The sequence below is a fragment of the Ruegeria sp. ABM4_193 genome (assembly GCF_056158705.1).
In genome coordinates this window covers 387,748-406,432 of sequence record NZ_JBSWTT010000003.1, presented here as the reverse complement: position 1 = coordinate 406,432, position 18,685 = coordinate 387,748, and the positions used below count along the sequence as shown (strand labels likewise).

General features: G+C 57.8%; 16 protein-coding genes. 15 read left to right on the top strand and 1 reads right to left on the bottom strand.

From position 1 onward, the window contains the following. Positions 1-225: 225 nt before the first annotated feature. Positions 226-1,203: a LysR substrate-binding domain-containing protein gene (locus ACXADZ_RS20140; RefSeq protein WP_475199307.1), complete on the bottom strand. Its 978-nt coding sequence runs from the start codon at positions 1,201-1,203 to the stop codon at positions 226-228. Positions 1,204-1,312: 109 nt separating this feature from the next. Here ACXADZ_RS20140 and ACXADZ_RS20135 point away from each other — a divergent pair, with 109 nt between their 5' ends. The 15 genes from ACXADZ_RS20135 to ACXADZ_RS20065 all read left to right on the top strand — a co-directional run bounded on the left by ACXADZ_RS20135 (position 1,313) and on the right by ACXADZ_RS20065 (position 18,678). Continuing rightward, positions 1,313-2,083 carry an FAD-binding oxidoreductase gene (locus tag ACXADZ_RS20135; RefSeq protein WP_475199305.1) on the top strand — a complete coding sequence of 257 codons (771 nt, stop codon included), beginning with the start codon at positions 1,313-1,315 and terminating at the stop codon, positions 2,081-2,083. A 166-nt stretch (positions 2,084-2,249) separates the two neighbouring features. Next, positions 2,250-2,987, top strand: coding sequence for an SDR family oxidoreductase (locus ACXADZ_RS20130; RefSeq protein ID WP_475199304.1), 738 nt, complete (start codon positions 2,250-2,252; stop codon positions 2,985-2,987). A gap of 1 nt (position 2,988) precedes the next feature. Further along, positions 2,989-3,738: an SDR family NAD(P)-dependent oxidoreductase gene (locus tag ACXADZ_RS20125; protein ID WP_475199302.1), complete on the top strand. Its 750-nt coding sequence runs from the start codon at positions 2,989-2,991 to the stop codon at positions 3,736-3,738. A 211-nt stretch (positions 3,739-3,949) separates the two neighbouring features. Continuing rightward, entirely contained in the window at positions 3,950-5,641 is a 1,692-nt protein-coding gene (locus tag ACXADZ_RS20120) for a thiamine pyrophosphate-binding protein (protein WP_475199300.1), read from the top strand. Continuing rightward, the gene (locus ACXADZ_RS20115) at positions 5,638-7,725 is read left to right on the top strand and encodes a hydantoinase/oxoprolinase family protein (RefSeq protein WP_475199297.1); all 2,088 of its coding nucleotides are present in this window, start codon (positions 5,638-5,640) and stop codon (positions 7,723-7,725) included. The genes ACXADZ_RS20120 and ACXADZ_RS20115 overlap by 4 nt, the downstream gene beginning before the upstream one ends. 3 nt (positions 7,726-7,728) lie before the next feature. Beyond that, positions 7,729-9,348: a hydantoinase B/oxoprolinase family protein gene (locus ACXADZ_RS20110; protein WP_475199295.1), complete on the top strand. Its 1,620-nt coding sequence runs from the start codon at positions 7,729-7,731 to the stop codon at positions 9,346-9,348. Then, positions 9,345-9,518, top strand: coding sequence for a hypothetical protein (locus tag ACXADZ_RS20105; RefSeq protein WP_475199291.1), 174 nt, complete (start codon positions 9,345-9,347; stop codon positions 9,516-9,518). Before ACXADZ_RS20110 ends, ACXADZ_RS20105 begins: the two co-directional genes overlap by 4 nt. Before the next feature lie 8 nt (positions 9,519-9,526). Next, positions 9,527-10,342, top strand: coding sequence for an NAD-dependent epimerase/dehydratase family protein (locus ACXADZ_RS20100; RefSeq protein WP_475199286.1), 816 nt, complete (start codon positions 9,527-9,529; stop codon positions 10,340-10,342). Continuing rightward, on the top strand, positions 10,342-11,544 hold the full coding sequence (locus tag ACXADZ_RS20095; RefSeq protein ID WP_475199285.1) for an NAD(P)/FAD-dependent oxidoreductase: 1,203 nt from the start codon (positions 10,342-10,344) through the stop codon (positions 11,542-11,544). The genes ACXADZ_RS20100 and ACXADZ_RS20095 overlap by 1 nt, the downstream gene beginning before the upstream one ends. A 13-nt stretch (positions 11,545-11,557) precedes the next feature. After that, complete coding sequence (locus ACXADZ_RS20090) at positions 11,558-12,475, top strand: LysR substrate-binding domain-containing protein (protein WP_475199284.1); 918 nt, start codon at positions 11,558-11,560, stop codon at positions 12,473-12,475. A gap of 275 nt (positions 12,476-12,750) precedes the next feature. Continuing rightward, on the top strand, positions 12,751-14,034 hold the full coding sequence (locus ACXADZ_RS20085; protein WP_475199281.1) for a metal-dependent hydrolase family protein: 1,284 nt from the start codon (positions 12,751-12,753) through the stop codon (positions 14,032-14,034). Between the two features lie 25 nt (positions 14,035-14,059). Then, the gene (locus tag ACXADZ_RS20080; protein ID WP_475199280.1) at positions 14,060-15,190 is read left to right on the top strand and encodes a substrate-binding domain-containing protein; all 1,131 of its coding nucleotides are present in this window, start codon (positions 14,060-14,062) and stop codon (positions 15,188-15,190) included. Positions 15,191-15,251: 61 nt separating this feature from the next. Beyond that, complete coding sequence (locus ACXADZ_RS20075) at positions 15,252-16,769, top strand: sugar ABC transporter ATP-binding protein (RefSeq protein ID WP_475199278.1); 1,518 nt, start codon at positions 15,252-15,254, stop codon at positions 16,767-16,769. Then, positions 16,766-17,710 carry an ABC transporter permease gene (locus ACXADZ_RS20070; protein WP_475199276.1) on the top strand — a complete coding sequence of 315 codons (945 nt, stop codon included), beginning with the start codon at positions 16,766-16,768 and terminating at the stop codon, positions 17,708-17,710. The genes ACXADZ_RS20075 and ACXADZ_RS20070 overlap by 4 nt, the downstream gene beginning before the upstream one ends. Continuing rightward, positions 17,707-18,678, top strand: a complete 972-nt coding sequence (locus ACXADZ_RS20065; RefSeq protein WP_475199274.1) for an ABC transporter permease — start codon at positions 17,707-17,709, stop codon at positions 18,676-18,678. The genes ACXADZ_RS20070 and ACXADZ_RS20065 overlap by 4 nt, the downstream gene beginning before the upstream one ends. Positions 18,679-18,685: the final 7 nt, after the last annotated feature.

Genomic DNA, 18,685 nt, shown 5'->3' with positions numbered 1-18,685 from the left:
GCCGTTTGCAGGGCTATTGAACGCTGCCAACTGTGTCTTGGCCTTCTGCATCACGTAACCGGCAACGATCCTCGCCGGATGGCGGTGCGTTCTTTTGGTCAGCTCTGGTTTTACCACGCGGCGTGCCTCAGCCTACTTCGGTAATTCATAGAATGTCCGATGATGGGAGTTTCACTGAAACTGCGTCAGCCGCCAAATTGTGAATCCTTAGGAGCAGCCAAAGAATTACTTATGCGCTTTACTTTCTTCTCGCAGCCAATTCAGCATGGCCTGAACGCGGGGTTGGCCGACACGACCTTGCGGACGGACAAAGAAGTAAGAGAATTGACCAGCCACCGATGCAAAGGGCGATTCGACCAGATCGCCGCGGTCCAGAAGGTGCTGCGCAATCACGTCGCGAACAACGCCTACACCCCGACCAAAGACAATGGCGTTCAAGGTGGCACTGCTGTCGCCGAAAAAGCAGCCGGTTTCGAATTTCTCCGGTGTTCCGCCGTTCTTTTTAATTACGTCGCGCCAGAGGCTGAAACTGGTGTCAAAAAATGTTGGAAACGTGCTTAAGTCATCCACATGCGATATGTCTTTTACGGCTTCGGCGATGTCCGCTGATGCCACAAGCAGATGATTTTCACCGAACAGAAATTCCTCATACAGATCTTCAGCCCCACCGGGGCCCCAGCGGATGGCGATATCAGTTTCTTCCTGACCGAACCCGGTCCTTGCTATGGTGGACAGGGCGATAAGGTCAATCGACGGATTGTCCTGCGCAAACCGATGGGATCGCGAAGCGAACCATGTCGCCGCGAAAGAGGGCAGCAAGCTGACCGTCAACGTTGTGCGCCCGGTTTCCAATGCAAGATCCTGTACGCTTTCCGCGAGGCCGTCCAGAAATTCACAGACGGATTCCGCAAAATGCTCACCCTGTTCGGTCAGAATGATCTGATTGTTGCGGCGTTTGAACAGCGCAACTCTTAACCGCTCTTCCAGCAGCTTGACTTGCTGGCTGATCGCTGGCTGGGTCAGGTTCAACTCGGATGCAGCAAGCGTAAAGCTTTGCAGCCGTGCGGCGGCCTCGAAGGCGACCAATGTCTGCAGCGGAGGAAGAGCGCGCCTGGCGCGGTTCCGGTCGAATCCAAGTGGCTCTATACGGGCTACGACCTCGGGGCTGAAGCTGCTTAACTTGGTTCTGAGCGAACGTTTCATCCGCGATCCTGCGTCAGATATTCTTTGGCAAAATCCACGCTAGCCGAAGCATGTTATAAACGAAACAGAGATCTCGCTTTGGCCATCGGTGGTATCGAAGGCGATATCCATGCATGTGATTTGCTCTGTGCTACTGCGGGAAAAGGTCTGTTTAAGACCTTTTGCAGGGTATCAACTGCGTCGTCTGTTCAGCGGGTCAGAAGGTACGTTGGGTATCGTGACACGCGCCGCACTGCGCCTCTATCCTGCGCCTGTTTCGCAAGCCACGGCGCTGTTGGCGGTTCAGGATTACGAGACACTGGTGCGCCTTGGCGTGTCGCTGCGGCGTGATCTGGGTGAGTTCATTGCGGCAATCGAATTCTTCTGTGATACCGGGCTTGAGATGCTGTTGCGCAACGTCTCTGGGCCTGACTATCCTCTGTCCGAACAGGCTGAAGCCTATGTGCTGATCGAGCTTGCAACCTCGGCATCCGGTATCGACCTGTCGGGCATGTTGGAAACCGCACTTGGAGTGGTTTTTGAGGCTGATCTGATCGTCGAAGGGGCAGTCGCGGCCAACGATGCGCAGCGGGCAGTAATGTGGCATCTGCGCGAAGAAATGCCCGAAGGACAACGGCTGGAAGGCCCGCAGATCAAACACGACATCTCGGTTCCCTTGGCTGAGTGGGGCGGGCTTATCAAGGCAATGGAACCAAGGCTGACCGCGATCCTGCCGGGCGTTTGGATGAATCCGTTCGGGCATTTGGGCGATGGGAATACTCAGTTCAACCTCCCCCTCCCGGTCGGGCAGCCCGATTTCAGCGACCGCAAGCACGCGTTGGGTCCGGACAACCGTCTGAACCCGGGGGTCGTTTTACCCGGGGTGGATGCACAAGAATAAATTACCAATACGCCGAAAATCTTGATGTAATGATGCCAGGCTTTTCGGCCAAAGTTCTGCCAGTGGCAATTGGCATCTTGTGAAACCCGTCCAGTGCGGGAAGTCAGGTATTCAGTTGAAGATGCTTTCGTAATTAAAACGGCACCAGGTAAAGGGTATCAAGAATATGAGCCAACCCACTCAAACCGCCCTTGTGACAGGTGCCACCAGCGGTATTGGCAAGGCTATCACCTTTGCCTTGGCCGACGCAGGATACCGGGTCATTGCGCTGGGGCGCAGCGCGACAACGCTTGACCAGATGCAGGCTACCGCTGGCGTGCAACCCTTGGCGCTTGACCTTACGGACCGCGAAGCCCTGGCGACCGCCTTGGAGGGCGAGCAGATTGATGTCTTGGTCAACAATGCCGGTGTGATCCCTCCGGTCGTGGGCTTTGACAAGATGGAGCAGTCGGATATCGACACCACTCTGGAAGTAAATCTGAGCGCGGCGATTGCCACCACGCGCATGGTTCTGCCGGGTATGATCACACGGCAGCGGGGCCACATTTTCTTCACCGGCTCGACGGCGGGTCATGCACCATTCCCAAACATGGCGGTCTATGGCGCGTCCAAAGCGGCGATCTCCAGCTTTGCCGCGGCATTGCGTTGCGACGTTTCGGGGTCGGGCGTGCGTGTGACCGAGATTGTCGCGGGCCGGGTCGAGACCAATTTGTATCGCGACGCGCTGAACGACTCTGAGCGCGCCGAAATGTATTCGGCGTTTGATGCTGTGCAACCCGAAGAAGTGGCCGAGATGCTGTTGTCCGTGCTGAAGATGCCTGCACGCGTGGATGTGACACGCTTTGATATTCTACCGACGGCCCAATTTGTCGGTGGCGGCGGTTTTGCGAAAAAGGAAGACTAGGATGGACGGCTTGTCTGTTGTGATTGTCGGCGGTGGGGCGGGGCTTGGTTTGTTGCTGGCAGATATGGCCGTTGAAAACGGAGCGGCTGCGATCGGCATCATTGATGTGAATGGTCAGTCGGCAGAGGCCGCACTGGCCAAAGCGCGTGTGACTGGGTTGAAGACCGCTTGGGCCGCCGGTGACATCCGCACTGCGGATGCCGCACACAAGGCCTTTGCCCAGATTGCGGACCAACTGGGACGCGTGGATACCGTGATCAACTCGGCAGCGATCTACCCGCGCAAACCGATGCTTGAGATCACCGATGCGGATTGGGATGCATCAAACGCGGTGAATATCAAGGGTACGTTTCATATGTGCGTGGCCGCGATCAGGCAGTTCCGCGCGCAAGAGACGGACGGAGTGGTCAAGGGCCGGATCGTCAACATTACGTCCGTTGACGCCTTCAAGGCACATCCGCAAAACGCCCATTACGCCGCGACCAAAGCCGCCGTTGTCAGCTTGACCAAGAGCTTTGCACATGAGGTGGCACCGGACAATATTCTGGTGAATTCGGTCGCGCCCGCAGGCATGGCGACTGAAAAGGCGCGCGAGGCCGGTTTCCTGGGAGAATTGGCCGCTGCAAGCCCGCTGGGTCGGGGTGGCGAACCGCGCGAGATGGCTGAATGGGTGCTGATGGCTGGAGGTCCGAAAAACACATACATGACCGGCGAGAACATCATCGTCTCGGGCGGTTACATCTATGCGTAAAGGGCCGGGTGATGATCTACAAATCTCGCCTGAAACTTCAAAAACTTGGTCGGTAAGACCGTCTGGATCGTTAATCCGGATTAGGAATGCTCCTGAATCTTCGATGTGTCGGCTACAGAATTTCTTTCCGGTTACAAGAATTTCTGCACCGACGAACTTGCTTTGATGGCGGTAGGATGCCGTCGGGATATCCTAAAGCGACAGGTCCGAAATGACTGAACGAAATGGCGGAACACTCCTGGTCGAATGCTTGCAGGCGCTCGGGGCGCGGCACAGCTTTGGCGTGCCGGGCGAAAGTTTTCTGGCAGTGTTGGATGCATTGCATGACACCAGCAGTGCGCGGCAAGACACAAACAGCGCCCTGGACTTTACGCTGTGCCGGAACGAAGGTGGCGCGGCCTTTATGGCGGCTGCTTACGGCAAGCTGACCGGACAGCCGGGCATCTGTTTCGTAACGCGTGGACCGGGTGCGACCAATGCCTCGATCGGGGTGCATACCGCGATGCAGGACAGCGCGCCGATGTTGCTGTTTGTGGGGCAGGTCGGCACCGACATGAAAGGCCGAGAGGCGTTTCAGGAGATCGACTATCGGGCCTATTTCGGAACAGTCGCTAAATGGGCGACCGAGATCGACGATGTCGACCGCATCCCCGAAATCATTGCGCGGGCCTGGGCCACGGCGACAACGGGCCGACCTGGTCCGGTTGTTGTGGCCCTGCCCGAAGACATGCTGACTGACATGACGGCCACTCCCGCTCTCACCGGCCCGATGTCTGTTGAAGAGGCCGCCCCCTCGCCCTCCGCCTTGGGGGCGGTCCTTTCAGCCCTGTCCGAGGCCAAACGCCCGCTGATCCTGATGGGCGGTGGCAGCTGGACAGTCGAAGGCAGCGCGGCGCTGCAGAAATTTGCCGAAAGATCGGACCTGCCGGTTCTGGCAGCGTTCCGATTTCAGGATCTCTACGACAATCACTCACATAGTTACGTCGGGGATGCCGGGGTGGGGATGACACCGGCCACCAAAAAACTGATCCAGGATGCAGATTTGATCCTCGCCGTTGGTGTGCGGTTTGGCGAGATGACCACAGATGGCTACACCCTGCTGACCGTACCGAAGCCGGTGCAAAAGCTGATCCATGTGCATATCTCGGATCGTGAGTTGGGCAAGGTCTATATTCCTGATCTTGGCATTCAATCCGGGTCGAACGCCTTTGCTGTTGCGCTGGCAGAGCATACGGTCAGTGGCGGCTGGGCCAATTGGCGTGCCGAGGCGCGTGCCGGATATGAGGCGACTTTTGACCTCCCCGATCTGCCTAGCCCGGTCGATATGGGCAAGGTCACCGCCTATCTGCGCGACCGCTTGCCCGAAGATGCCGTGCTGACCAACGGGGCGGGCAACTTTACCGTTTGGCCCAATAAGTTCTTCAAATTCGGCCCCGGCCAGCGTCTTCTTGCACCCCAGTCGGGTGCTATGGGCTATGGCTTGCCCGCTGCCGTCGCCGCCAAGGTCGCTAGTCCGGAACGCACGGTTGTGTGTTTTGCCGGCGACGGTGATTTCCAGATGAACTGTCAGGAGCTTGGCACAGCCATGCAAGCAGGCGCTCAGCCCATCGTTTTGATCCTGAACAACGGCATCTACGGTACGATCCGAATGCATCAGGAGAAAACCTATCCCGAACGGGTATCCGGCACGACTCTGGAGAACCCCGATTTCGTTACGCTTGCCAAAGCTTATGGCTATCACGCCGAGCGTGTTGAAAAGACCGAGGATTTCGAGGCCGCCTTTGAACGTGCGATGGCTTCGGATACGGGCGCGGTTTTGGACCTCAACATTTCGCCCGAGGCACTGACCCCGCGCCAAACCCTGAGCCAGATGCGGGATGCCGCCAAAGGAGTCCGGACATGACGACGCAAGATATACGTCTTGGCGCGGATATCGGTGGCACGTTTACGGATGTTGCGCTTGATGTTCGGGGCGAGATTCACTCGACCAAGGTTCTGACCAACTACACTGCGCCGGAACAGGCGATCCTGGACGGGATCGCCATCGTGACCGAACACGCGGGGATCGGGTTCAGCGATCTGGATATCATTATCCACGGCACTACGCTGGCCACCAACGCCCTGATAGAACGTCGCGGAGCAAAGACCGCGCTTGTGACGACCGAAGGGTTCCGCGATGTCATTGAAATGCGGACCGAAAACCGGTTCGAGCAATATGACCTGAACCTGAAACTGCCTGCTCCGCTGATCCCGCGTCAGGACCGTTTCCCGGTCGCGGGCCGGATCGATGCGCAGGGCAACGAACTGCAACCGCTGGACGAAGCCCGCCTTGAGGCGTTGGCCGACGAAATTCGCGACGGCGGCTTTGGTGCGGTGGCTATCGGTTTCATCCACTCGTATCAGAACCCGGCGCATGAAGAACGGGCGCGCGAAATTCTTGCCGCGAAGCTGCCGGGAATACCGATTTCTATCTCGGCTGAGGTTAGCCCTCAGATGCGCGAGTTCGAGCGGTTCAATACCGTATGCGCCAATGCTTATGTGCGTCCGCAGATGGAGGATTACCTGACCCGTCTGCAATCGCGTCTGCAAGCGCAGGGTGCGGACTGTCCGGTGTTCATGATCCACTCGGGCGGGGGTCTGATCTCGATCGAAACCGCGACCCAATTCCCCGTGCGTTTGGTTGAATCTGGCCCTGCGGGTGGTGCGATCTTTGCCGCCGATGTGGCCGCCAAATTCGGTATCGAGAAAGTCGTCAGCTATGACATGGGCGGCACCACCGCCAAGATCTGTCTTATCGAAAATTTCGAACCGCAGACAGCCCGCACCTTCGAGGTCGCACGCACCTATCGCTTCTGCAAAGGCTCGGGCATGCCGATCTCGATCCCGGTGATCGAGATGATCGAGATCGGGGCAGGGGGTGGCTCGATCGCGTGGGTGGATGCGATGGGTCGTATTCAGACCGGCCCGGAAAGTGCGGCTTCGGAACCCGGCCCAGCCTGTTACCAGCGCGGTGGCGACCGTCCGGCGATCACAGATGCTGACCTGATGCTGGGCAAGATAGACCCGGATAACTTTGCCGGGGGTGCAATCCGCTTGTCCAAAGAGGCATCAAGCGCTGCCATCGCCAAGGATGTTGGTGACAAGCTGTCTCTGGATCCGCTTGAGGCCGCGTTCGGTATCGTCGAAGTGGTTGACGAGAACATGGCCAATGCGGCCCGCGTTCATGCGGTCGAGAACGGCAAGAACATCAGCGACAACGTGATGATTGCCTTTGGCGGCGCGGCCCCTTTGCACGCCGCTCGTCTGTGCGAAAAGCTGGGTGTTAACCAGTGTCTGATCCCACCGGGAGCCGGCGTCGGCTCGGCTATCGGCTTCCTGAAAGCCCCGTTTGGGTACGAAGCACTGGCTTCGCGTCTGGTGCGCCTGTCCGAGTTTGACGTGGATGCCGTGAACGCCATGCTGACCGATTTGCGCGAGACGGCTGAAGGGTTTGTCCGTGCGGGAACAGATGGTGAGATCAAGCGTGAAGTTGTAGGGTTCATGCGCTATCAGGGGCAGGGCTGGGAAATCCCTGTTGCGATCCCGGATCGTACATTGATTGCCGGTGACGTCGACCTGATCCGCGATCGGTTCCGTGAGAATTATGCCCGCTTCTTTGGCCGCGCCATCGACGGGCTGGACGGGTTGGAGATCGAGATCGTCACTTGGTCGGTGAAGGCCAGCGATATCCGTCCGGCTCCGGCGCGGGTCGCGCTTGTGACCAAAGGGGCGGCCTCGGACGTGCCGAACACCCGTCCGGTGTTCGACCCCAGCAGCGACGGTCTGCAAGACAGTCGCATCGTCGAACGCGATAAGTTGTCGGAGGGCGACCGCGTGATCGGCCCTGCGGTGATTGTCGAACGTGAAACCTCGACCGTTGTGACCTCGCCCTTTGACGCGGTGTTGCAGGGCGACGGTACCATCCTCTTGATCCGTAAGGAGGGCTGATCCATGGCCGGACTTTCAGAAATCCGTATGCAGGTGATGTGGAACCGTCTGATCTCGGTCGTTGAGGAACAGGCGCTGACCCTGTTGCGCACTGCGTTTTCGACCTCGGTTCGCGAGGCCGGCGACCTGTCTGCCGGTGTCTTCACCCCCGAGGGTCTGATGCTGGCACAGGCCGTGACTGGCACACCGGGGCACGTCAATACAATGGCCGAGGCCGTGCTGCATTTTCTGGCGGAAATTCCCCGCGACGAGATGTTCGAAGGCGACTGCTATGTGACCAACGACCCGTGGAAGGGCACCGGGCACCTGCACGACATCACCATGGTCGCGCCGTCCTTCAAGGATGGAAAGCTCGTAGCTTTCTTTGCCTGTACTGCCCATGTTGTTGACGTCGGTGGGCGCGGCTTTGGTGCCGATGGTAAATCGGTCTACGAAGAGGGCATCCTGATCCCGATCATGAAGTTTGCCGAAAAGGGCAAAGTGAACCGCGACCTGATCAACATCCTGCGCAATAATGTGCGCGAGCCCAATCAGGTTGTCGGCGATTTTTTTTCGCTGGCGGCCTGCAACGAAGTGGGTCACCGTCGTCTGATCGAAATGATGTGCGAAACCGGAATGGACTGCCTGGACGATCTGGGCGAATTCATCTTCAACCGGTCGCGCGCCGCCACGCTGGAACGGATCGCGGCCCTGCCCAAAGGCAGCTGGGGCAACGAGATGACCGTGGATGGGTATGACGTTCCGGTTAAGCTGGCGATCACACTGTCGGTCAAAGATGGTGAAGTGAATGTTGATTTCACAGGCACCGATCAGATGAGCAAATGGGGCATCAACTGCCCGATGATCTATTCCAAAGCCTATGCCTGCTACGCTGTGAAATGCGTAGTGGCCCCCGATATTCCGAATAACTCTGCGTCTCTGGAGCCGTTTACGGTTTCTTCTCCTCCCAATATCCTGAACGCAGAGCGGCCAGCGCCCGTATCTCTCCGCCATGTCATGGGCCATATGGTCCCTGATCTGGTTCTTGGGGCGCTGGCCAAAGCTTTGCCCGGTCAGATTATGGCCGAAGGTGCGGCGGCCCTGTGGAACATTCACATCTCGGCACGCCCCGAGGCGGGTGGGCAAGGTCGACGTTCCGAAGTGCTGATGTTCAACTCTGGCGGTACCGGTGCGCGGCCCGGTTTGGATGGGTTGGCGGCAACCGCCTTTCCTTCGGGCGTCCATACGATGCCAATTGAGGCGACTGAACACACCGGACCTATCGTTGTCTGGCGCAAGGAATTGCGTCCAGACAGCGGCGGCGCGGGAAAGTTGCGCGGCGGTTTGGGTCAGATCATCGAGATCGCTCCGGCCGAGGGGCATGAGTTCGACTTTTCCGCTATGTTTGACCGGGTCAATCACCCGGCCCGCGGACGCGATGGCGGCGAAGATGGCGCGCCCGGCGTTGTCGAGCTGTGCGATGGTACCAAACTGCGCCCAAAGGGCTGGCAACACGTGCCAGCAGGCAAGCGCCTGATCCTGAAAGCGCCCGGTGGTGGCGGGTTCGGCCCGGCAGAGCATAGGGATCCAGAGGCACGGGTAGATGACCGGATCAAGGGTTATGTAACCGGAGATGATGCATGAGCGGAATCGACTCACACCTGTCCGGCTCGAAACCTTCGGTCTCATGGGCGCTCAGCCAGGCCGCCAAGGAAATGGCCGCGACCGGGATTGCTACACATGCGACATCGGATGAAAAACTGAACAAAACTATAAGCCGTATTGCGGATGCCGTCGGCAAACTGAAACGCTGAGGACTATTATGACCAAACCTTACAAGAAAATTCTGCTCACCGGTGCAGCTGGTCGCCTTGGCACCGAACTGCGCAAAGGTCTGGCTCCGTTGGCAGATACGATCCGTTTGGCGGCGCGCAATCCGTTTGACGATCTTGCGGAGACCGAGGAACAGGTGATTTTCGACCTCTCGGATATGGAGGCCACGGTTGCGGCGACCGAAGGCTGTGACGCCATCGTGCATTATGGCGGTGCGCCGCTGGAAAGCCCTTGGCAGACCATTCTCGACAGCAATATCCGCGGCTCGTACCACATCTATGAAGGTGCACGGAAACACGGCGCCAAGCGGGTGATCTATGCGTCGTCCGTTCACGCGATCGGCTATCACAAAATCGAAGATCACATCGGGGTCGATGCTCCTGTACGCCCGGACAGCCTGTATGGGGTGTCGAAGAACTTCGTCGAAAGCCTCAGCCGTCTCTATTGGGACAAGTTTGGTATTGAATCTGCCTGTCTGCGGATTTTCTCGTCTTTCCCGGAACCGGCAGATCGCCGGATGCTGTGGTCTTACCTGTCCTTTGACGACTGTGTGCGCCTGACGACCGCCGCGCTGACTGCTCCGCGCATCGGTCACACGCTGAGTTTCGGTCTGTCCGACAACAAGGTCAAAGTGGTGGACAATTCGGGCGCCAACCATCTGGGGTATGTCCCGCAGGACAGCTCGGAACCCTATCGCGCGGCTGTCGAGGCCCGTACTGAAGTTGCCGACCACAATGCGCCATCCGTTCAATTTCTGGGCGGTTGGTTCTGCGAATTGGGTCACCCCGATGACGAGGAGAAGTGATGAAAGACAGCTATGATGTCGTCATCGTCGGCGGGGCCGTTATCGGTTCTGCCATCGCCTATTTCCTGACGGCAAATTCGGATTTCAACGGCTCGGTCCTGATGATCGAGCGGGACCCGACCTTTGCGCAGGCCTCGACCTCGCTGAGCTCGTCGGCGATCCGCAACCAGTTCTCGAACCCGGTCAACGTGCAAATCGGTCAGTTTGGCACCAAATTCATTCGTGAATTTGCCGATACAATGGAATTGGATGGTGAGAAACCGGATCTGGGTTTCCACGAGGGCGGGTATCTGTTCCTTGCGTCGACCGACGAACAGGCGCAGATTCTGCGTGAAAACCACGAAGTCCAGAAATCTTTGGGCGCGGACGTTGTTCTTTGGAATCCCGACCAGATTAAACAGGCCTTTCCGCATATCCGCGTGGATGATCTGCAACTGGCCAGCTATGGCCAGTCGGGCGAAGGGTGGTTTTCAAACACCGGTCTGATGAACGGCTTTCGCAAAAAGGCGCGGGCGCAAGGTGCGGACTATCTGATTGACGAGGTCGTGGACATCAACCGTGAAGGTGATCGGATCACAGGCGTTGTTCTGAAAAGCGGCAAGACCATCGGCTGCGGCACGCTGGTAAACGCCTCGGGTCCACGCGCGGCGCAAACCGCTGCCATGGCTCATCTGACCATTCCGGTCGAACCGCGCAAACGCTCGCTGTTTGTATTTGATTGCGCCAAATCACCCGAAGGTACGGCCAATGTGAATCAGGGCCGCCTGCCGCTGATGATCGACCCGACGGGTTCTTTCTGCCGCCCGGAAGGCAAGTATTTTCTGGCGGGTACTGTGCCTTCGGAAGATCCTGCTGTCGACTGGGATGATTTCGAACCGCGTCATGAAGAGTTTGAGCGACTTTGGATGGATCTGGCCGAACGGTCCGAGGCGTTTGAGGCGATCAAGCTGATAAACTTCTGGGCCGGGCACTATGCGTTCAACACGTTGGATCACAATGCGATTGCAGGCCCCCACACCGAAGTGAGGAACTTTATCTTCGCAAACGGGTTCTCGGGCCACGGGTTGCAGCAATCAGCTGCCATCGGGCGTGGTGTGTCGGAATGGATCACTTATGGTGCGTTTCGGAGCCTTGACCTGAGCGAGATCGGCTATGATAGGGTCGTGCGGAATGAGCCGTTTTTGGAGAAAGCGGTGATCTGACCTGGGGCACCGTATGACCTCCAATCGTTTCAGACTTCCCCCATTGAATGCTCTGAAAGCATTTCACGCGGCTGCGCGCCATGGCTCGATCCGGGGTGCTGCAGATGAGCTTTTAGTAACGCCACAGGCCGTGAGCCAGCAGATCAAACTGCTTGAGGATACTTTGCAGGTCACACTGTTTGAACGGCGCGGGCGGACCATCGAACCAACTGACGCTGCGGTCTTGCTGGCCCGCTATGTCGAAGCCGGTTTCGAAGAATTGGCCGAAGGCGTGCGCCGGGTGACCACCAAAAAGTATCAAAACAGGATCACTCTGAACGTTTCGCCCTATTTTGCGACACGCTATCTGTTGCCCCGGCTGGAAATCTTTCGCGAGTCTGTACCGCAATCAGATCTGCGGCTGACGACGATGGTTGAGACACCGGATTTTAAGCGCGACGATATCGACGTCGCGGTCCAGTGGGGGTATGGCGACTGGAAAGCTCTGGATGCCGTTTTGTTGATCAAGGACCACAAGACCATTTGCTGCACGCCTGAGTTGGCAGATCAGATACGATCCCCGCAAGATTTAGCACACCAACAGCTGTTGCATCCTGTCTTGCAAAATACCCTTTGGTCAGACGCAATGCGCTTTCTGGGTGTGGACCTTCCCGAGGCGTCATCGGAATTGGCTTTCCATGATGCAGCGACGATGCGACGCGCGACGTTGTCTGGTATGGGGGTTGGGCTGATTTCTCGCGCGGACGCGAAACGCGACGTGCGTGCCGGTGACCTCGTTGCCCCGTTGGGTGAAGACCTGTTGCTGGATATGCCACCCGATCAAGTCCCCGGCTTCTATCTCGTTTTGCCGCGCGCCCACAGGCGCGTGAGCGGGGTCGCCAATTTTTGCGACTGGATTACGCAACAAACCTGGCAAGACATCGAGTCATAAGCCGCGTGGTCAATCTGTCAGCTAGCTATTTGACGGGAGCAAACTTCGACACCTGAGTGCTGGATTGTCTCAGTGCAGAGAGTGCGACACGTCCCGGCAAGGTATCAAAGAACTGGTTTGCAGCTCTTTGCTAAACCAAGCCAGGTCAACCTGTATATCGGAATAGGCCAATATATGGGATAAGATAAGCAATTGGGACCTGATAAATGATAAGGATTTGATGCAGGTTTTTCCCCGACCGCGAAGATTGATTTCGAGCGGGCAGGGAGGAAAACATGTCACAAATCACGATTACAGGTGCTCAGATTTGGGATGGCGTATCCGAGACGCGCTATCCTGGAACTGTCACGATTGACGGAAACAAGATTACTTCTGTCACCAAAGGCGAAGACGTCTCTGGAGAAGTACAAGGCGAGGTGATTGACGGTACTGGGCATACGCTAATGCCGGGCATGGTCGAAGGTCACTGTCACCCCAGCTTTACCGGCGTAGGCGAGCCATGGGAACTTGGTCAGCTGTGCCCCGAACAGCATATGTTGTTGACGGCCCAGAACTTAAGGTTGCTTTTGAGCCACGGGTTTACGTCGATCTTCGAAGCGGCCTCAGCCAAACCGATGCTCGGGGTTACAGCACGTGATGCGATCAACGAGGGGATGTTGGACGGTCCGCGTATGCGTGCCTCGAGCCCCGAGATCACGACGACTGCCGGCTTGGGAGACGAGCGTAAGCGCCACATCTACCAGGAAAGCTTCGGGTTGGTTGCGGACGGCCCCCTGGAGATGCGCCGAGTTGCGCGGGAATGCGTGCGCGACAATGTCGACAACATGAAGATCAACATTTCGGGTGATGAGTTCGTTTCTTTCGCACGGGCTGAAATCACGCCTCTGGAAGATGATGAACTCGCCGCGTTCATGGCCGTAGCCCGGAAATACGGGAAGACGGTTGCGGCACACGCTCGGTCTTCAGAGTCCGTCAAAATGGCGGTGCGTCACGGGGTGGATTGCATCTATCACTGCGATTTCGCCGATGAGGAAGCGTTGGATATGCTGGAAGAAGCTAAGGATCGCGTCATTCTTGGTCCTGCCTTTGGTCTTGTTCACAACGCCACCCGCGAAGGTGAAGTAGTGGGTATCACAAAAGAAGTCGCTGAAGATCTGAACCTATTTCGTAAGTTCGACGCAACCTGCGCCACCTATCATGAGATACGAAAGCGCGGTCTGCGCGTGGCGGTCGGTGGAGACTACGGTTTCGCAGTTACTCCGATGGGCCAAAACGCTCGCGATATCGAACATTTCGTGCGCTATTTCGGATATTCGCCGGTCGAGGCGTTGCGTTGCGCCACACATGTTGGCGCGCAGCTGATGCAGATGGAGGACCAGATCGGTCAGGTCAAAGAGGGCTTTTTGGCCGATCTGCTGCTGGTCAAAGGCGACGTCACCCAGGATGTGAGCCTGGTCCAACATCAGGACAATCTGGCGATGATCATGAAGGATGGGGTGATGTTCAAAGACCCCCGGATCGGCATCAATGCAGGCGGCTTGATCCGCGCTGCCGAATAAAATCAATACGTTAGGGAGGAAACGCATGCGTATTTTGAAAACCGCGGCAGCTGCCGCGACTCTGGGGCTGTTTGCCGGATCGGCAATGGCGGATGGTTATCAGGGTGTGCCGCGCACCTTTCTGTGGAACCCGGGTGCGTCAGAAATCTATGACGCCGCCGAGTACAAGAAAGAGGGACCCTACACGATTGGGTTCTCGAACGCCTCGATCTCGAACCCGTGGCGCGTGGCGATGCTGCATGGTATCGAAGCGGCAGCCGAGCGGAACGCCGACAAGCTGAGCCGTTTCATCATTACCGACGCCAATGACGATCCCAGCAAGCAGGCTGCCGACGTACAGGACTTGATTGCGCAAGGCGTTGACATCCTGTTGATCTCACCTGCTACGGCCGAGGCGATGGACCCGGTTATCCGTCGTGCCAAACGTCAGGGCATCCCGGTGGTTCTGGTCGACCGCTCGGTACCATCGGATGAAAACTTCATCAGCTTCGTAACTGCATCGGATCAAGCACTTGGCCGCATCTCTGCGCAGTGGTTGGCTGAAAAGCTAGGCGGCAAAGGTAAAGTCGTGATGCTTGGCGGGCTGGCCGGCGCGTCACCTGCCGAGGCTCGAATTCAGGCGGCCATGGAAGTGTTCAACCAGTTCCCCGAGCTTGAGGTACTGGAGACCCAATACACCAGTTGGTCGCCGGCCAACGGCAAGACCATCATGTCCGCCTTGATCCAGAAATACGGAGATGAGATTTCGGGCGTCTGGGCCGACTCGGGTCTGCAAGGATCGGGCTCGATCGAAGCCTTCTTGGCCGCCGGGTACGAGGCCGGATCCATCCCGCCGCATACCGGTGGTGATTTCAACGCGATGTATCAGCTGTCGGTGAACAACGACGTGCCGATGATCGGCATCGACTATCCGCCAGCCATGGGTGCGCGGGCCTTCGAGGTTCTGTTCGACGTACTTGACGGCAAGGGCATCCCTAAACGGATCGAAGTGAACCAGCAGGTTGTTGTGTCAGAAGGTCATGAAACGCCATCGGTGCAGGCGGACGTGTTTGTTGCGGACTATGCGCTGATGGACAAGCCGGGCTCGGTCATCATGTCCTCGGGCGTTGGGGCCGACTATGATCCGGCCACCTTCTCGGCGGTTTATCCCAAGTAACCGGGATCATCACAGGCAGGGGCGGCACTGAATCGCCCCGCCACCACGGGAGGAGAGAAGAATGGCACAGCCATATCTGGCCGCGCGCGGCCTCAGCAAGTCATTTGGCCCCAACGAAGTGCTAAAAGGGATCGAGTTCGAAGTCCATGGCAACCATTCAGTCGCCCTATGTGGTGAGAATGGAGCCGGGAAATCGACCCTGATCAAACTGCTGACCGGGCTTTATACGCCGACTGGCGGGCATGTGGAATTCGAGGGCAGTGAAGCGGGTTGGTCTGATCCGCGCCAGAGCCTTAATGCCGGGATCGCGGTTGTGCATCAGGAATTTTCGGTTCTGGGTGCGCTGTCGATTGCCGAGAACATTTATCTGGGGGCTGAGCCACGCACCAAATTTGGCCTAATCGACCGCAAGGCATTGAAGCGCAACGCGCAGGCTCTGCTGGACGATCTGGGGATTTCTCTGAACCCCGACGATCTGGTCGAAACTCTGTCGGTTGCTGACAAGCAGATGGTCGAGATTGCAAAGGCGCTAAGGGTCGAGGCCAAGGTTCTGATCCTGGATGAACCCACGGCCGTGCTGAGCCAGAATGAAACCAAGCACCTGTTCCGCATTATCAATGACTTGCGGGAACGAGGTATGGGATTGGTTTATGTTTCGCACCGCCTGGACGAAATTTTTGAGATTTGCACCGATATCACGGTGATCAAGGACGGGGTCGTGACCTCGAAAGGGCCGACCACGGATTACACCCATGACAGTGTGATTGCTGCCATGGTGGGGCGCGAGCTTGGTGACCTCTTCCCGCACAAGGCCGTGAACCCAGCGGCGGGTGAGAAGGTGCTGGAAGTGGACAACCTAGTTGTGGCTCCGCACCTTCCGCCCGCCAATCTGGACGTCCACGCCGGTGAGATCGTCGGGCTCGCGGGTCTGGTCGGCTCGGGTCGGACTGAACTGGCGCTGGCTTTGTTCGGTGCGGCCCCCTCGACCGGTGATGTTACCCTGATGGGCGAGCCGATGCCCCATCGTGACCCAGCGGGGTGTATCGAGGCGGGTATTCTGATGCTGACGGAATCCCGCAAGGACGACGGGTTGTTCCTGAATTCCTCGGTCGCACGGAACTTTGCGGCGACAACGCCCGGTTTTGGCGTGCATCACAACGCCATTCCACCGGGGCATGAAGAGCGTCGCGCAGCCGTTCTGAAAGACCGCCGCGGCGTGGTGGTTGACCACGTGGGCCTGCCGATCTCGGCGCTGTCGGGCGGCAATCAACAAAAGGTCCTGATCGCGCGCTTGCTCGAGAACCGACCGAAGCTGTTGATCCTCGACGAGCCAACCCGGGGCGTCGATGTTGGCGCAAAATCCGAGATCTACAAGACCCTGCGTGAATTGGCGGATGAAGGCATGGCCCTGTTGGTGATCTCATCGGAACTGATTGAGATCGTGGGGCTGTGTGACCGCGTTCATGTCATGCGCGACGGAGAGCTGGCGAAAGAACTGGTCGGAGACGAGATCACTGAAGAGGCGATCATCACCGTGGCCGCTGCCGAAACCTCAACCCATCACGGAGTAGCTGCATGAGCACGATCGCCCGCGCTACACGCGCCCAGCCCGTTCATTTGGTAGTAGTTGCCCTGATTGCCATTGTCTTCGTGATTGGCATCTCGGCCTCGGACCGTTTCGCAACCCCGCTTAACATGGCTAATGTACAGGACCAGATGGTAGCCCTTGCGATTGTCGCTTTGGCACAAACTATTGTGATCCTATCCGGCGGCATCGACCTCAGCTATGCCGGAGCACTGAGTTTCCTTTGCGTGGTGTTTGCCGCCATTGCCGGAGATACGACGGGGACCCTAGTGCTGGCGATGGCCGCGGTCGTCGCACTCGGCATCCTCATTGGCATGATCAACGGAGGCATCACAGCCTATGTCGGGGTGCACCCTCTGATCACCACGCTAGGTTCCTCGACGATTCTGGCAGGCGCTGCGCTGTTGATCACCCGACAGCCTTCGGGCTCCGTTCCGCTTTTCTTTGAGGATTTTACCTATGGCCGCCTTGGCGTGGTGCCCTATGGCATGATGTTCGTCATCGCGCTGTATCTGCTGATCGGTTTCATGTTGTGGCGCACGACCTTTGGCACCCGCATATTTGCCATCGGCGATAACGAGGCCGCTGCCGCTGTATCTGGCCTGCCGGTGAAACAGACCAAAGTTGCGATCTACGCTCTGTCCGGTCTGCTTTGCGCCGTAGCCGCGATGTATATGACAGGGCGTTTTGGCGTCGGAGACCCGCGCGCAGGCGTCGGGTTCGATCTGCGCTCGATCACGCCGGTGATTGTTGGCGGGACGTTGCTGGCCGGAGGCAAGGGCGGCGTTCTGGGAACTGCGCTGGCGGTGATCCTGCTTGCGTTCCTGGCGAATGTTCTGAATTTCATGAATATTTCCAGCTACTACCAGTGGATTGCCGAAGGTCTGATCATCATCGCCGCCGTTTCATTCTTTGCAGGAAAGGGCAAGTCATGACCGCGACCGCCACCAACCCTGAAAAAGCCAAACCCAACCGCAATACGGTGCGCGCGACCCAACGGCGAGAGCTGTTGATCCTGCTGGGTTTCCTCGCCGTGATCTGGGCAGTGACAACAGCTTTGTCTCCTCGGTTCCTGACACCGGCGAACCTGAAAGACATTCTGATCCAGGCCGCGCCGCTGGGCTTTGTGGTCATCGGTCAGATGATCGTCATTATCGTCCGCGGGCTCGATCTGTCGGTCGCTTCGATTATGGCCACGGTTGCAGTTCTATCGACCTCATTAATCGATTCGACGCCGGTGATCTTTACCGTGGCATTGCTGTTGGGAGCGTTCATAGGTGCTATTAACGGTTACCTTGTGGCCTTTCGAAAGGTGACCCCGTTCCTCGCGACCCTTGCCACCATGATCGTGCTTCAAGGTGTTCGCTTTGCCTACACCAAAGGCGCGCCGGGCGGGACATTGCCGGACACTTTCCGTTGGCTCGCAACGGGCGACATTTTCGGCGTCCCTGTTGCGCTGATTGCCTTGGCTATCGTGGGTTTCGGGATGCACTGGCTGCTGGAAAGAACCGTCTTTGGCCGTCGCTTGAAACTCTATGGAGACAGCCCGGAAGCCGCGTACATGACCGGCGCGCCGACCCGCCTGTTGGTTGTTATGGCCTTTGTCATCTCGGGCGTGCTGGCTGCTATCGCGGGGTTGTTCCTTGTTGGCTATGTCGGCATCGTCGATAACTGGACTGGGCGCGGGTATGAGCTGGACAGTATCGCAGCAGCTGTGATTGGCGGCGCGGCACTGTCTGGTGGAAAAGGCTCGGTGCCTGGCGTGTTACTGGCAGCGCTGATCCTGGTATCTTTGTTCAACATCGTCGTCATCCTCGGCCTGTCGATCGAGTTGCAGTTGGTGATCAAGGGTACTCTGATTATCCTCGCCGCAGCCGTTTACATGAAACGGTCGCAGGGCTGATCGGGAA